Origin of the sequence: Flavobacterium collinsii, assembly GCF_902804485.1 — a bacterium.
GTDB lineage: Bacteria > Bacteroidota > Bacteroidia > Flavobacteriales > Flavobacteriaceae > Flavobacterium > Flavobacterium collinsii.
The window spans coordinates 1-14,593 of sequence record NZ_CADCST010000105.1 but is presented as its reverse complement, the minus strand read 5'-3'; the positions used below and the strand labels follow the sequence as shown (position 1 = coordinate 14,593).

The window sequence follows — 14,593 nt, the reverse complement described above, 5'->3', positions numbered from 1 at the left end:
TATTGTGGTAAAGAGTCGGAATTTATTTTTTTTGGGGAGGTCAAATATAAATATTATTTTTAATAGGAAAAAAATTATTTATTTAAAATTTGTATTAAGGATTAAATTATAAATTTCAATCGAAAAGCGGTAAGATTAATAATTTTACCCTCGTTTTTTGCCAAATGTTGGTTTTGTTAAATTTTTGCCAAACATAAACAATCTTTAAGTTTATTCTTTACGGCTTTCCGTATTATAGCAAAAAAAACTCCGGAGCAATCCGGAGTTTTTTTGTAATATAAAAATGTAAACTTTTATTCTTCTTTCATCGTGTGATAAACGTTCATCACGTCATCATCTTCTTCGATTTTTTCGATCAGTTTTTCAACGTCAGCGATTTGAGCTTCAGTAAGTTCTTTTGTGATTTGAGGGATACGCTCAAAACCTGAAGATAAGATTTCCAGACCTCTGTTTTCAAGCTCTTTTTGTAAAGCTCCAAAGCTTCCAAAAGGAGCATAAATTAAGATTCCGTCTTCGTCTTCGAAAACTTCTTCTGCACCAAAATCAATTAGTTCTAATTCTAATTCTTCGGCATCAATTTCACCTTTTGCAATTCTGAAATTACAAGTATGGTCAAACATAAACTCAACTGAACCCTGAGTTCCCATGGTTCCATTGCACTTATTAAAATAGCTTCTGATGTTTGCTACCGTTCTGTTATTGTTGTCAGATGCTGTTTCAATTAAAATTGCAATTCCGTGAGGAGCATATCCTTCAAACAGAATTTCTTTATAGTTGGCAGTATCTTTATTACTTGCATTTTTTATCGCACGCTCCACATTGTCCTTAGGCATGTTAGCGGCTTTTGCATTTTGTATTACAGCTCTTAATCTAGAATTGGCCTCTGGGTTAGGGCCACCTTCTTTAACGGCCATAACGATATCTTTACCAATTCGGGTAAATGTTTTAGCCATTGCTGACCAACGTTTCATTTTTCTTCCTTTTCTAAATTCGAACGCTCTTCCCATTTCTAATTTTTAGTTTTGTGAGGCAAAAATACGGTTATTCCTTATTTTTCCAAAATCAATTGAATTCTTTTTTAGTGATAGTTAGGACTTAGAGGTTAAAAAGTTTAAAGTTTGCGGTTTCAGGTTGTCTTAACTCCCTTTTGTAAAGTCGAAAGCCTAACGTTCAATGCCTACAGCTTATTGCCTACAGCCTACAGCCAAGAACTACTTCCACGCATTAAACTCATTAATAACATTCACGGCTTCATTTAGGTACGGATTCGTTTTAAGATTATCGATCTGGTACTGGTTGATTGTTTTGTCATTGGGATAAACACCGAGTAAAAACTGATTTACCGTTGAATTATAAACATCTAAAGGGTTGTTTTCGTCGTTAAAAGTATTGATCTCTTTCCAAAGAGAATTTACATTTTTTTTCTGTTTGAAAAGGGCTTCCAAAGTCATCGGAATTTCTGCTTTAGGCGTATTGACCAACTGATCAATTTTTTGATTGATTTCTTTTATATTATTAAAAAAGTAATTATCGGATAGTCTTGTTGTGCTATTTTTAGCCAATTTATCGATCAGTGCTCTTTTTACATAAGGTCTGAATTTTAAGAATGGTTTGATACTATCATTTTTAATGGCAGTTGGGAAATCGCTTTCTTTTTGATAAACACCTTCGTAAAATTCCGGAAGAACTACATCTGGTTTCACCCCTATGTATTGATGGCTTTTACCTGTCACCCTGTAGAACTTATTAATAGTGATTTTTAAATAATCGGTATTTTTAGTTTCGTCAAGTGAAAGAATCGTTTGCATGGTAGCTTTTCCAAGCGTAGTACTTCCCAATAATAAAGCACGATTGTAATCTTGTAATATAGAAGAGAAAAACTCACTTGCCGAAGCAGTATTGCTATTTACTAAAATTACAATTGGTCCTTTGTAAATGAGTCCTTTATACGGATCATTGATAACCGATTTTCCTTGATTGCGATCTACAACAATAGAAAGTGGTCCATAATCGATAAACATTCCGGCCAGTTTTATAGCTTCTTCCATCGATCCCCCACCGTTGTCAATAAGGTCAATTACCAGACCTTTTATATCGTCTCTTTCCAGTTTTATAACCTCACGCGCCACATCATCGGCACAGCCTTTACGGCTATTACCTTCTAGGTCAGCATAAAAACTAGGGATTTTGATGTAGCCAATTTTACTGTCTTTTCCAATAATAAAGCTAAAAACAGAGTTCTCTTCGTCTTTCATCACCTTCTTTTCGATATACACATCAAAGCTTTTACCAGAATTTCGTTTTAAGGTTAGTGTGATGCTTTTATTGGATTCTGATAAAATCAAAGTCGAAATGGATTCCAGCGAAGCACAGGAAACCTGCAAAGTTTCCTTTTGATTGGATATTGAAATGATCTGATCACCTTTTTTAATCTGACCCGTTTGATAAGCAGGACCATTGGGATCAAGTTCGGCTACAATGATTTCATTTTTTTCATTGAGATTGACAGTCATTCCCAATGACAAATGCTCTTTTGAGAGTGATGCCACAAAGCTCGTTTTTGAATCATCACTAAAATAGGCAGTATGCGGATCGAAATAGGTACAGAAAAAATTATAGAATTTTTCTTCCTGTTTGGTATTCGTTTCCAAAAGGGTATTAATTCTACAGATCTCATTCGACACAATTAGTTTTTTTGACTTGAGTTCGATAGATTGAAAATTAGCTTTGATAGAATCTAAATTGTCACTTGTTTCAGCTATCTCATCTAGAATCTGGTACCGAATTTTTTTGAGCCAAGCTTTTTCCAAACCTTCTTTTTTTAGGTAAAAAGGAAAAGATTTTTTATAAAATCGGATTGTATCGTTTTTGTTGTAATCAATAGGTGTGGTCTGAATTTTTTCCAAAACTTGTTTGGTTCTCAAAAGACCTTCTTTATATTTGGAAGTTACATCAGCCAGAAAACTACAATCATTACTAAGAATGAAATCATCTAAGTTTGTACGGTATTTCTCTGCCATTTCATCGTATTCTGTTTTGAAGAAAATATTTCGCGAGGGATCCAATTCATTAATCAGATTATCAAAGACAAAAATCGATAAACTATCATCGACCAGTTTAGGCCTTACGTGCTGCTCCTGAATAACTGCATTTATTTTGTTGACTATTTCGCAGGTTGGGTCGCTGCTTTGGCTAAACAGAAAGTTTGTGATTAACATCAACACCAGTGCTATTTTTTTCATAAATGGAAATCTTCGTTCAGATTAAAATTACGCTTATTTTTTCATAAAAGGTTATACTTTTCTAAAAATTCTTACATTCTGATGATTTTTATTCTGCAAAGTTTCCGCCACGAATTCACGAATTTGGCAGCCTTTTTTATTTACAATCATTCGTGAATTTGTGGCAGAAAAAAAACTATAAAAAAAATGCATTACTTGTTAAGCAATGCATTTTTAGAATATTTAGGATAAAATATTATTTCTTGTAAAAAGGTAATTTAACCACTTTAGCAGCTACATCATTTTTTCTGATTCGGATGAAGATATCACTGTCAACAGCACTATTAGGTATGGTTACATATCCTAATCCAATACCTTTGTTCATAGAAGGTGACATAGTTCCTGACGTAACTACACCAATCACAGCACCTGAAGCATCTACAATCTCGTAGTCATGCCTTGGTACCGCACGCTCCTGCATTTCGAAAGCAATTAGTTTTCTGGTAACACCTTCTTCTTTTTGTTTTTTCAGATTTTCTGAATTGGTAAAATCTTTAGTGAACTTAGTGATCCAACCTAATCCGGCCTCTAAAGGTGAAGTAGTATCGTTGATATCATTTCCGTACAAACAGAATCCCATTTCAAGACGTAAAGTATCACGAGCAGCTAATCCGATAGGTTTAATTCCGAAAGCAGCACCTGCTTCGAAAACTTTATTCCAGATAGCTTCAGCATCAGCATTTTTGCAGTAAATTTCAAATCCACCAGAACCGGTATATCCAGTTGCAGAAATGATTACATCACTAAAACCGGCAAAATCCGCCACTTCAAAATGGTAATACGTAATAGCTGCCAGGTCTATAGAAGATAAAGGCTGCATAGCTTCAACCGCTTTTGGTCCCTGAATAGCTAGTAAAGAGTAATCATCAGACAGGTTTTTCATTTCAACACCCAAATCATTGTGTGAAGAAATCCAGTTCCAGTCTTTTTCGATATTCGAAGCATTTACAACCAGTAAATACTCTTCTTCTTTCATTTTATATACAATCAAATCATCTACAATTCCACCTTCATTGTTTGGCAGACAAGAATATTGTGCTCTTCCGATCGTTAAAGTCGAAGCATCATTTGAAGTTACTTTTTGAATCAAAGCCAAAGCATTTGGACCTGTCAACAAAAATTCTCCCATATGCGAAACGTCAAAAACGCCCACACTGTTGCGAACTGTTTCGTGTTCAGCATTTACGCCCTCATAGGTAATAGGCATATTGTATCCGGCAAAAGGTAGCATTTTCGCTCCCAAACTCTCATGTATGTGCGTAAGCGCAGTATTTTTCATTGTGTTGTTTTATAAAATTGTGTCGCAAATTTATTTAAAAAATACCAAAGATTTATATACTAAATTATTAAAATTCGCAATATTCTTGCCTAATTTATGCATACGTAGCAATATCCTTAAGTTTGAGAAGCTTCTTGGTTTTTTGTTTTTTATGGAAGGAAAGAAACATAATAGAGACAATATAATCCGAATTTTAAGACTGTAGGAAGTGTTTGCTTCTTCATTTTTTATGTAACTTTAAGACATTAAATCAGTTCGATGAAAGATCCATTTTTAATTTCAAAAGAAGAGGTACTGAAATTCTACAAACCGGTAAACCCTCTAACACATAAGGGACTTCAGGGACATGCTGTTATAATTGCCGGAAGCTATGGTAAAGTAGGAGCAGCAGTTTTAGCTTCAAAATCCTGCTTAAAATCAGGTTGCGGACTCGTAACTGCTTTTGTACCCAAATGTGGGTATCAAATTCTGCAAATTTCGATTCCCGAAGTTATGGTGGTTACCGATGAAAATACTAATTTCCTGACCAGCATTCATCTTCCGTTAGTACCTCAGGCCATCGGAATTGGACCCGGACTAGGAGTGGAACTGGGTACTCAAAAGGCGCTTTTTGAATTTTTAAGAGTGAACAAATCTCCTTTAGTATTGGATGCCGATGCTCTGAATATTTTGGCAGAAAATTTAACCTGGCTCGAATTAGTTCCTGAAAATACTATTCTGACACCACATCCGAAAGAACTCGAACGTTTAATAGGTAAATGGAATTCGGAATCGGAAAAGTTTCAAAAAACGATTGCTTTTTCAGAAAAGTACAAAGTAATCATTGTCATGAAAGGCGCACCAACCTATATCGTCATTAAGACTGAGATTTACGAAAACACCACCGGTAATGCAGCTTTAGCCACTGCCGGAAGCGGAGATACCCTTACTGGAATCATTACAGGTTTCCTGGCTCAGGGCTACGAACCTAAATACGCAGCAAAACTAGGCGTTTTCCTCCACGGACTCACAGCCGATATTGCGCTACCAAAAACAGGTTATGAATCTTTTACAGCTTCTACTATTATTAAGTATTTGGGAAAAGCTTTTTTGAGACTGGTTCAGCCTAACCGCTAAGTTCGCAAAGGTTTACGCAAAGGTTCGCAAAGATTTTACATATAGCCTTGCGGACCCTTTAGGCTATACAAAAAACTAAATGATAAAACCCTCGCGTACTTTGCGGTAAAAAAATTAAGCAAGTCTAAGCAAGTGTCTTTCGACTTCGCTCAGGATACCAAAACTGAGAATAAAGCTGCTTGATCTGCACGAACGAGAAAAAATCTAAAATCTGGTCTGTATAATCTAAAATCAAAAAACGTAAGTTTGTAATCTCAAAGATTAGAAACTTAGTAGCTCAGTTTCTTAGCATCTTTGAATCTAGAAAAAAATGAAAAACAACTTCGATCTTAGAACAGTAAACGTCATGCGTTATATAACGCCATTGCGCGAGGGAGGTTCTTTGCCTGCTTTGGCAGAAGCCGATGACGATTTTAAATACGTCTTAAAATTTAGAGGAGCCGGTCACGGTGTAAAAGCTTTGATTGCCGAATTGGTGGGTGGACAAATCGCAAAAGCCTTAAAATTGCAGCTTCCGGAATTGGTTTTCGCCAATCTTGACGAAGCGTTTGGAAGAACGGAAGCTGATGAAGAAATTCAGGATTTGCTGCAAGGAAGTCAGGGATTAAATCTGGCACTCCATTTTTTATCGGGAGCCATTACATTCGATCCTGTTGTTACCACCGTTGATGCTAAGCTGGCTTCGCAAATTGTTTGGCTGGATGCTTATATTACCAATGTCGATCGTACTTTTAAAAATACAAATATGCTAATTTGGCATAAAGAATTATGGCTGATTGATCATGGTGCGTGTTTGTATTTTCATCATTCCTGGAACAATTGGGAACAGCATGCCAAAAGTCCGTTTGCTTTAATTAAAGATCACGTTTTATTGCCGCAAGCTTCGCTTTTAAAAGAGGTTGATGCTGAATTTAAAGCACTTTTATCGCACGAAATATTAGAAGAGATTGTAAATACAATTCCACTGGAATGGCTGCAATGGGAAGATACCGACGAAACGCCGGAAACCTTGCGAAATGTGTATTTGCAGTTTTTGCAGACCCGATTAAATCATTCAGAAATCTTTGTAAACCAGGCGCAAAATGCAAGATAATCACTTATATGAGTATGCCGTAATCCGCGTGGTGCCAAGAGTAGAGCGCGAAGAGTTTCTGAATATCGGAATCATTTTGTTTTGCAAAAAAAAGAAATTCATAAAAGTTCTTTTTCATCTGAATAAAGAAAGAATACAAGCCCTTTCTGCCGACTTTGACATCGAACAGTTAGAATGTAATTTAACCTCATTAGAAAAGATTGTTAATGGCGCTAAAGATGGCGGACCTATCGCTGAATTTGAGATTCCGGAACGTTTTAGATGGCTCACAGCCATTAGAAGTTCTGCAATACAAACGTCAAGACCTCATCCGGGCCTATGTCAGGACTTAGAAAAGACGATTCAGAGATTATTTGAAGAATTGGTGCTTTAGAGGAGGCTCAAAGTGGCAGAGGTTTTTTTAACCGCAAAGGACACAAAGAATTACGCAAAGTTCGCAAAGCTTTACCTAAAAACTTTGCGAACTTTGCGTTTGTATTAAGTAATTACCGATAAAAAAAACTTGCGTTCTTTGCGGTTAAATAAAAAACCACATAAGAACTATAAAACAATTTAAGCTCAAAACTTAGATAACTTATATTTCTTATATGGTTTTATAAATAAAAACTAACTCAGGTTTTTAAAACGATCCGCAGATATTACCGCCCAAAGTTGCTCCTGCATTGGCAGAGATATCAGCTTTAACAGCAGTTTTGTTCAGTTTTACGATCGAATAGGGTGGAGTAAAAGCAGTACCACTTCCGGCTTGATTTCCGGTTGTATTGGTGAAAACATTGTCTGTTGCTGTAACAGCAGTAAAACCGCTCATTAGATCGATAGGAGTTTTTACACCTTCAAAAACGTTGCTTTCTACATTTAGACTCGCTTCAAAACCTGCGGCAATACATTTATTACTTACCGTACTGTTAAAGAAGTTGTTTACCAGATGTACTTTTCCAAAACGCACTCTTGGCATTCTTTCTTTGCAACCCGGAGCCCACCAGCAGCGAGCGAAAGTGATTCGTAATTTTCCACGATCGGCAGTTGCACCATCACTGGAACCAATTAAATTAGAATACCTGTGATCGTCAGAACCTCCAGGACCTCCGGCTTTAGGAGCTTTTAAATAACCGAATTTTGTATACGAAACCGTAACAAAATCTGATTTATTTTTGATGTCAAAGTTCCCGTCAACCCCATCTCTGAATTCACAATGGTCTACCCATACATTTTGGCAATCATCTAAAATTGCATTGTCCCAGCCATCTGTGTCATAAGCACCCGGACCTTCAAAAATAAGATTTCTGATAATCAGATTGGTGCATCTTTTAATGTTGATGATACCCGAACCGTCTTTAGTTTGGTTGGTAGAAACCAGTTTTGCACCGCTTGCACCGTAAATGGTCTTGCCACTTTGATCCTGTAGTGATAATCTTGTAGTAACCGTAATGGTACCGGTAACTTTAATCACTTTTACAGCACTGTTTTCAATAGCCGATTTCAGTTGTGTATAATTCGAAACTACTTCTTCCGGAGATGAACCTCCACCAGTTGTCCCTCCATTTTGAGAAGCCCATCCCGGAACCTGGGCGCAGTTTCCAATTTTTGCAGTCAAATTACCGGAAGTTGTTGTAGAGGTCTCGATAGTAGCATTTTCACTACTTTGCGGGGGAGCAATTTCTTCGGTATTACAGGCTGCAAAACCGAAAATCAATGTCAATAGAAACACTGAGATTGTTGATTTAAATTTCATAATAATTAAGTTTGGTTAAATAGTTAATAGTGCAAATCTGCTTATAATTAGGATGAAAAAAGTTGAACAAGTTCAATGTTTTGAAAATAATTTACTGTTAAATGTGTTTTCGGTAGCCGTTACATTACAAAAAAGTATATTTTTGTGTAATCGATTGCATTATTTTTCATTCATTCACCTACTTACGCCCCTGAGTAAGAATAAAAAGTAAATACCATATGTACAAAGACCTACGATTAAGTATCGAGCGAAAAATTCCGTTAACAGATGAGGAATGGAATTTTGTAGTTGAAAAAGTAAAGTTTATTAAACTTAAGAAAAACGAATTTCTGCAGATTCAGGATTCAAAGAGTTCTTATGAAGGCTTTATTTTAAATGGTACTTTCAAAACCTATATTTTAAATGACAACGGAACCGAAAGTGTCATTTTTTTCTCTTTCGAAAATGAATGGATTTGTGATCTCGAAAGTTTCTATCATCAAAAGCCTACGACTTATAATATCAAAGCAATAGAAGACAGCGAAATTTTAGTGATTAGTAAAAAAAACAAAGCGCTTTTGTTTGAGCAGGTACCCAAGTTGATTCAGTTTCATATTTTAATGGTTGAAAGGGCTAATATTGCCATTCAGCAGCGGCTTATCGATGTCTTAAACAAAACCTCAAAACAGCGGTATCTGGAGTTTATCGAGAGATATTCACACAAAGCTGATAAAATCAATAACCGGAATTTATCCTCTTATCTGGGAGTTTCTCACGAGTTTTTGTCAAAGATTAAGAGAAGCTGCTAAGGTTCTAAGAGGCTAAGGGGCTGAGTTTTTTTAGTAGAGATAGTAATGCGTTTACCTAGTATTAAAAGAATCTCGCAAAGTCGCGAAGACGCAAAGCAATTAAAAAACTTTGCGTCTTCGCATCTTTGCGAGCATATGCCATACCTGCCAGAAAAACTTTGCGAATCTTTGCGTAACCCTTCGCGAACGTTGTGGTTAAATTCATTCCGGAATTAAAAATCCAATATTCCAAATAGGCATTTATTAGAAAAGCGAAGTGCTATATCTGTCTTTTCCGGATTTTCAATGACCAGTAAATCATAAGATTTTAAATCATACAGCTTCTCATTAATTTGAATAACCGTTGTATCTAAAGAAAATAAAAGTACAATTTTAGCATTACAATTTTGATTGGAATCCGTTATTTTCAGTTGGTGATGGGATATTTTTTCAGAAACCATCCAGTTAAAGTCAATACCTTTTGTATAAGAAGTCACGGCATCATTTGAGTTAAATTCCATGATTTCAAATTGCTCGTATAGTTTTTTCTCTCCGTTTATTTCAATATCCAGGCCGTTATCAAGCATAACCAGATATCGGTGATAGCCCATAAACTGAGTAAATACCGATGGTTCTTGCTCTATGGTAGCACTGCTTATTCTGAATGCGAAATCTCTATCAACGTAGTTTGCTGTTTTCGGATAGATCATATATTCATACGTCAATCCACCGCTCCAAACAGCGGCTTTACAATTTTCTTTGGGTAGAAGGTGTATGTGCATTTTTTTATTATTGGAGGTTCAGAGGGGCAAAGGTTCAGAGATGCAAAGGCTCAAAGGTTCAAAGTAACAAAGTGACAAAGGTGTTTTATCATCTTAAAAAATAATTTCGCAAAGTCACAGAATCGCAAAGAAAGTAAAAACTAAAACTTTGCGTCTTAGCGACTTTGCGAGATTAAAAAGAAACCTTTGCGAATCTTTGCGTAATTCTTTGCGAACCTTGCGGTAAAACATGAAACATGAAACAGATAAAACTAAATAACCTTCTCTAAGTAAATAAACTCCAGAGGTTCTTCAGAAATAGTAGCATGAATCTCACTTACCGGAAAAGCTTCTCTCTCGCCAGTATCAACGTAACCGTGACGTTTGTACCATGCAATAAGTTCTTCCCGAACCGAAATTACCGTCATAATAATACTTGACAATCTCAAAGTTTTTGCATGATTTTCGGCTTCAGCCAGCATCTTTTTCCCGATACCGCTGTTTTGTAATTCCGGTGAAACCGTTAACATTCCGAGATACAATTGCTGTCCTTTTTCGACCAATAAAACCGAACCGATAATTTGGTCATTTTCGGTGTATTTTAGAATGGTGTTTTTAGGATCCAGAAAAATTTCGGTCATTTCCTGTTCGTCAGTTCTTTTTCCTTCTAATAAATTGGCTTCGGTTGTCCAGCCTTTTTTTGAGATTTCACCTCTGTAGGCCGAATTGATTAAAACGGTTAACGCCGGAATGTCCTGTAAGGAAGCTTTTGTAATCATGAATTATTGTAGTTGTAATTTAGCTTTAATATGTTGGCTATAATTGATTTTAACACATAGAAACATAGGTTCAGTATTCGTGAAAAAGACGTTTCACTTTATTTTAATTCACATATACTTCTATGTGAAAGAAATTTGTTTCTCTTTTTCGTTCTCTTAGATTAACTTAAAAATCTATGTTTCTATGTGTTAAATCAATTTTTGTTAATTTACCCCAAGAGGTTCGATTTAGTATTTTGCAGGTTGTCCGGCTTTAGGTAAGGATTGCTTAATGAAAGTTCTGATGTCTTCGTTGGCAGCTTCCAGATCGGCTTTTCTTAAATACATCATGTGACCGCTTCTGTACCCTTTCCATGACATTCTATCCGTTAGTTTTCCGCTTGGATCCATTTGCCATAAATCGTATTTAGAATTAAAGTAATCGCAGGCACCATCATAATATCCAGATTGTACCATAACATGCAAATATGGATTTTGTGCCATAGCTTGTCTTAGGTTTTCGCCTGTTTTATCGTTAGATCTGTCCCAAGGATGTACAGAGCCAAACATATTGTATTTAAAGTCAGTTTTGTAATTCAAATTGTTGCGCACATACATATTGATGGCAGGCGTAAACGAATGCAGCCATGAAGTAAGTTCTGCATTAAAATCAGGACTTTCGCCTGAGTCTTTGCGATCAATCCCTTTGTATCTGGAATCAAGTCTTCCTACCGTATAGCCCTTATCTCTTAACAGTTCTTTCCAAAAATAATCATAAGGAAGGTCCAAATTGTTTTGCTGGATCACTTTCTCCGGAATACCGGAATAACGTGCTATTTTAGCGCCAATTTCTTTTCTTTTTTGTTCGTTGAGAGATCCTCCTTTGGTCAATGCAGGAAGAAGTTCGTTTACGGTAAAATCTTCCACTTCGGGTAACATATCCGTTAAATCTTTGTTTTGAAGATCAGGCGGAAGCATCTTGTGATACCAGGCAGTAGCTGCAAAATAAGGCAATTTAAGAGCAGCATCAGAAACTACACCACGTGTTATTCCTAATTCAGTTGGAGAAACCAAAATCACTCCGTTTAGATACATCCATTGGCTGTTTTGCAATTGAAGCGCTAATCCCGAAACACGGGTAGTACCATAACTTTCACCAATTAGGTATTTAGGAGATGCCCAGCGATTAGTGCGGGTTACAAAACCATTGATCCAATCGGCCAGGTATTTAATGTCGGCATTTACGCCAAAGAATTTTGTAGTAGGAATGTCTTTGCTGGTAGGTCTTGAATAAGCGGTATTGACAGGGTTTACAAAAACGATATCGGCAACATCCAGAATAGAATACGGATTTTCTTTTATTCCGTAAGGCTGTACAGGATATCCTTCATCATCAATGTTTAAGAGACTCGGTCCTGTGTAAGCAATCTGCATCCAAACCGAAGCAGACCCCGGACCACCGTTAAAGGAAATAACCAACGGGCGCGAAGCCTGATCTTTTACATCAGAACGCTCATAATAGGTGTAGAACAATCCGGCAATTGCCTTTCCTTCTTCGTCCCAAACCGGCATCGTACCCGTTGTGGCTTTATAAGGAACTTTTTGCCCTTTTATGGTAACGGAGTGATTGGTGATAACACTAGCATCCGGATTAAAAGTAAGATTAGAAGGTGAATTTTCTTCTTTTGCAGGGGCTTGGGGAGCTTTTGGTTTTGATTCCTGAGCAGATGAAATTAAGGATCCGGCTAAAAGGAATACAAATAATGTTTTTTTCATAAAAATAGGGTGTTAATAGAAATTAATGCTCTAAACAGGTGGCTGTATTTAGAATTTTTAAAGATATAAAAATAATCATAAGTGAGGATTTTTAATCTCTAACAGAACGGAAGTAACTTTAGGAAGGTTTACATAGGGTAGGGATGCCCGTGATTTTTTGGAATGACCTCCCGCTCAATGTCATTTGGCTAAAGCCCAATTTTTATTTGAATACAAAACCCCCGGCTAAAGCTGAGGGCAATTGAATTGATTTATATTGAAGTTAATTTTTTAGATTTTTTTTGAATAGCCTCCAGCTTCAGCTGGAGGAAATAAAAAATAGAATAGGAAATGGGCTTTAGCCAAAAAAGTGTATTTGGCTAAAGTCCAATTCTTATTCATTAAATAAGCCCCCAGCTGAAGCTGGAGGCAATTGAATTGATTTATGTTGAAGTTATTTTTCAGAGTTTTTTGAATAGCCTCCAGCTTTAGCTGGAGTGAATAAAAGTAAAATAAGAAATGGCTTTAGCCGAAATTTTTGTGATTTAATTTCTTGGTGTCCAGAAGCAAGATGAAATCAACAATTTTCTAACATCCAAATCTAATGTCTCCTTAATTTTTCTTAGTACTTCTATACTTAAGGATATTTATAAATTCTCATTTTTCTATAGGTTTTTATAAGTTATATATTAAATTCCAATATAAATACATATCAAATCCCAATATTTTACAATACATTTTTATATTATAACTTGGTACCGTAAGAAAATTATCAATAAACAATAATTTTCTATGCTAAATAGTATAAAAATGATTAATAACTAATAGCAACAATAATGCTCAAACGAATGTGGCATTATACAGCCACACTTTTCTTGTTTGGAATATTTAAATTGCTAAAGAAAATCATATAAAACTCTGAGAAGCTGTTATCATTAATTTGTAAATCTTTAATCATTATGAAAACGAAGAAAGAAAAGGAAGATTGGAGAATCGCATCAGAAATTGAACTGATTTATAAAACCAAAGTAAAAGCCTCAGAACGACCTCAGATCACTTCTTCCGGAACAGCTTACAAACTGGCTTTGAAATCCTGGAATCCAGACAAAATAGAATTCTTAGAGCAGTTTAAAATTCTTTTGCTCAACAAGGCGAATCGGGTGCTGGGAATTTATGAAATGTCTACAGGAGGTATAACCGCAACTACAGTGGATCTTAGATTGTTGTTTACGGCGGCACTCAAAGCCAAAGCAACCGCTATTATTATGTTGCACAATCATCCATCAGGAAAAGCTCTTCCATCTATTGCCGATAAACTCATTACTAAAAAAGTCAAAGAGGCAGGTACTATTCTGGATATAGAAGTGGTAGATCATTTGATTATTACTCCAGAAAGTTATTATTCTTTTGCGGATAATGGTATTATGTAAACAATCAGAAAGTTCCGTGTTTGAGTATAATATTACCATTGCTATTGCTAGCGCGAGCGTTTCGCTCGTGTCCGTTTCAATTGACTTTTGAATTTCTTTGAGTTCACGATCGGGACGCTCGCGCTAGCGGGTAAATTTGTAAACCGACCAACCGTTAGCCGACAGTTAGCGCAGATTTGTAATCTGTGCCCACAAAGTTGAGTAAACGCAACAGTTAGTACATTTCAAAATAAGTATAACGAAACAACATCTAAATCATTTTCTAAACCTGAATAATTCCTTGCCGAACTAAAATAATAATCTTCAGCAGAACTGACAGTTTTATCTTTTACAGGATTATTGTGGATGTAATCTATTTTTTGCTTAATAAATTTATTACTGTAAACATGTTCTGCATGGTAGCCATTTTGCCAGACTTTATAAGTCTGAACTTTTTTTAAATGCTCACATTCCTTTTGAAAATATTCCAGCATCCATTCTCTTCTGCTTTCGGGTTCATTTATTATAGTTTGTATTATTTTTTTGGATGTAAATTTTTTAAAATCTCTTATAATATCAGATAAAACAAAACCATTCGTTCCTTTACAAAGCAAATGTATATGACTGCTCATAATACAATAG

The 14,593-nt window shown here is 35.8% G+C and carries 13 protein-coding genes; 5 read left to right on the top strand and 8 right to left on the bottom strand.

The genetic code is table 11. The features are described 5' to 3' along the window. Nucleotides 1–293: 293 nt before the first annotated feature. The 3 genes from FLA105534_RS17030 to gcvT form a co-directional block, all read right to left on the bottom strand. On the bottom strand, nt 294–1,007 hold the full coding sequence (locus tag FLA105534_RS17030) for a YebC/PmpR family DNA-binding transcriptional regulator (protein ID WP_173967295.1): 714 nt from the start codon (nt 1,005–1,007) through the stop codon (nt 294–296). A 204-nt stretch (nt 1,008–1,211) separates the two neighbouring features. Further along, a complete protein-coding gene (locus FLA105534_RS17025) occupies nt 1,212–3,242 on the bottom strand; it encodes a S41 family peptidase (RefSeq protein ID WP_173967294.1) in 2,031 nt (676 codons plus the stop codon). Between the two features lie 235 nt (nt 3,243–3,477). Further along, nucleotides 3,478–4,560, bottom strand: a complete 1,083-nt coding sequence (gene gcvT, locus FLA105534_RS17020; protein WP_173967293.1) for a glycine cleavage system aminomethyltransferase GcvT — start codon at nt 4,558–4,560, stop codon at nt 3,478–3,480. Between the two features lie 258 nt (nt 4,561–4,818). Between gcvT and FLA105534_RS17015 the strand changes: the two genes are divergently transcribed. The 3 genes from FLA105534_RS17015 to FLA105534_RS17005 all read left to right on the top strand — a co-directional run bounded on the left by FLA105534_RS17015 (nt 4,819) and on the right by FLA105534_RS17005 (nt 7,142). Beyond that, nucleotides 4,819–5,676 (top strand): NAD(P)H-hydrate dehydratase, encoded by an 858-nt coding sequence (locus FLA105534_RS17015; RefSeq protein WP_173967292.1) that lies wholly within the window; start codon nt 4,819–4,821, stop codon nt 5,674–5,676. A 310-nt stretch (nt 5,677–5,986) separates the two neighbouring features. After that, nucleotides 5,987–6,769: a HipA family kinase gene (locus FLA105534_RS17010; protein WP_173967291.1), complete on the top strand. Its 783-nt coding sequence runs from the start codon at nt 5,987–5,989 to the stop codon at nt 6,767–6,769. Beyond that, on the top strand, nt 6,759–7,142 hold the full coding sequence (locus FLA105534_RS17005) for a DUF3037 domain-containing protein (protein ID WP_017498237.1): 384 nt from the start codon (nt 6,759–6,761) through the stop codon (nt 7,140–7,142). Before FLA105534_RS17010 ends, FLA105534_RS17005 begins: the two co-directional genes overlap by 11 nt. Before the next feature lie 246 nt (nt 7,143–7,388). On the opposite strand, the gene FLA105534_RS17000 is transcribed toward FLA105534_RS17005, so the two are convergent. Next, nucleotides 7,389–8,501 carry a pectate lyase family protein gene (locus tag FLA105534_RS17000; protein ID WP_173967290.1) on the bottom strand — a complete coding sequence of 371 codons (1,113 nt, stop codon included), beginning with the start codon at nt 8,499–8,501 and terminating at the stop codon, nt 7,389–7,391. A gap of 218 nt (nt 8,502–8,719) precedes the next feature. Here FLA105534_RS17000 and FLA105534_RS16995 point away from each other — a divergent pair, with 218 nt between their 5' ends. After that, nucleotides 8,720–9,289 (top strand): Crp/Fnr family transcriptional regulator, encoded by a 570-nt coding sequence (locus FLA105534_RS16995; RefSeq protein ID WP_173967289.1) that lies wholly within the window; start codon nt 8,720–8,722, stop codon nt 9,287–9,289. 212 nt (nt 9,290–9,501) lie between these two features. Here the strand turns inward: FLA105534_RS16995 and FLA105534_RS16990 are convergent, their stop codons facing one another. The 3 genes from FLA105534_RS16990 to FLA105534_RS16980 form a co-directional block, all read right to left on the bottom strand. Beyond that, nucleotides 9,502–10,050, bottom strand: coding sequence for a HutD family protein (locus FLA105534_RS16990; protein ID WP_173967288.1), 549 nt, complete (start codon nt 10,048–10,050; stop codon nt 9,502–9,504). A 251-nt stretch (nt 10,051–10,301) separates the two neighbouring features. Then, nucleotides 10,302–10,808 (bottom strand): GNAT family N-acetyltransferase, encoded by a 507-nt coding sequence (locus FLA105534_RS16985; RefSeq protein WP_173967287.1) that lies wholly within the window; start codon nt 10,806–10,808, stop codon nt 10,302–10,304. A 228-nt stretch (nt 10,809–11,036) separates the two neighbouring features. Next, nucleotides 11,037–12,563, bottom strand: a complete 1,527-nt coding sequence (locus tag FLA105534_RS16980; RefSeq protein ID WP_173967286.1) for a S10 family peptidase — start codon at nt 12,561–12,563, stop codon at nt 11,037–11,039. 938 nt (nt 12,564–13,501) lie between these two features. On the opposite strand from FLA105534_RS16980, the gene FLA105534_RS16975 reads away from it, so the two are divergent. Further along, a complete protein-coding gene (locus tag FLA105534_RS16975) occupies nt 13,502–13,972 on the top strand; it encodes a JAB domain-containing protein (protein WP_173967285.1) in 471 nt (156 codons plus the stop codon). A 224-nt stretch (nt 13,973–14,196) separates the two neighbouring features. Here FLA105534_RS16975 and FLA105534_RS16970 read toward each other — a convergent pair. Continuing rightward, a partial coding sequence (locus tag FLA105534_RS16970) for a transposase (protein ID WP_173967284.1) occupies nt 14,197–14,593 on the bottom strand: 397 nt, incomplete at its 5' end.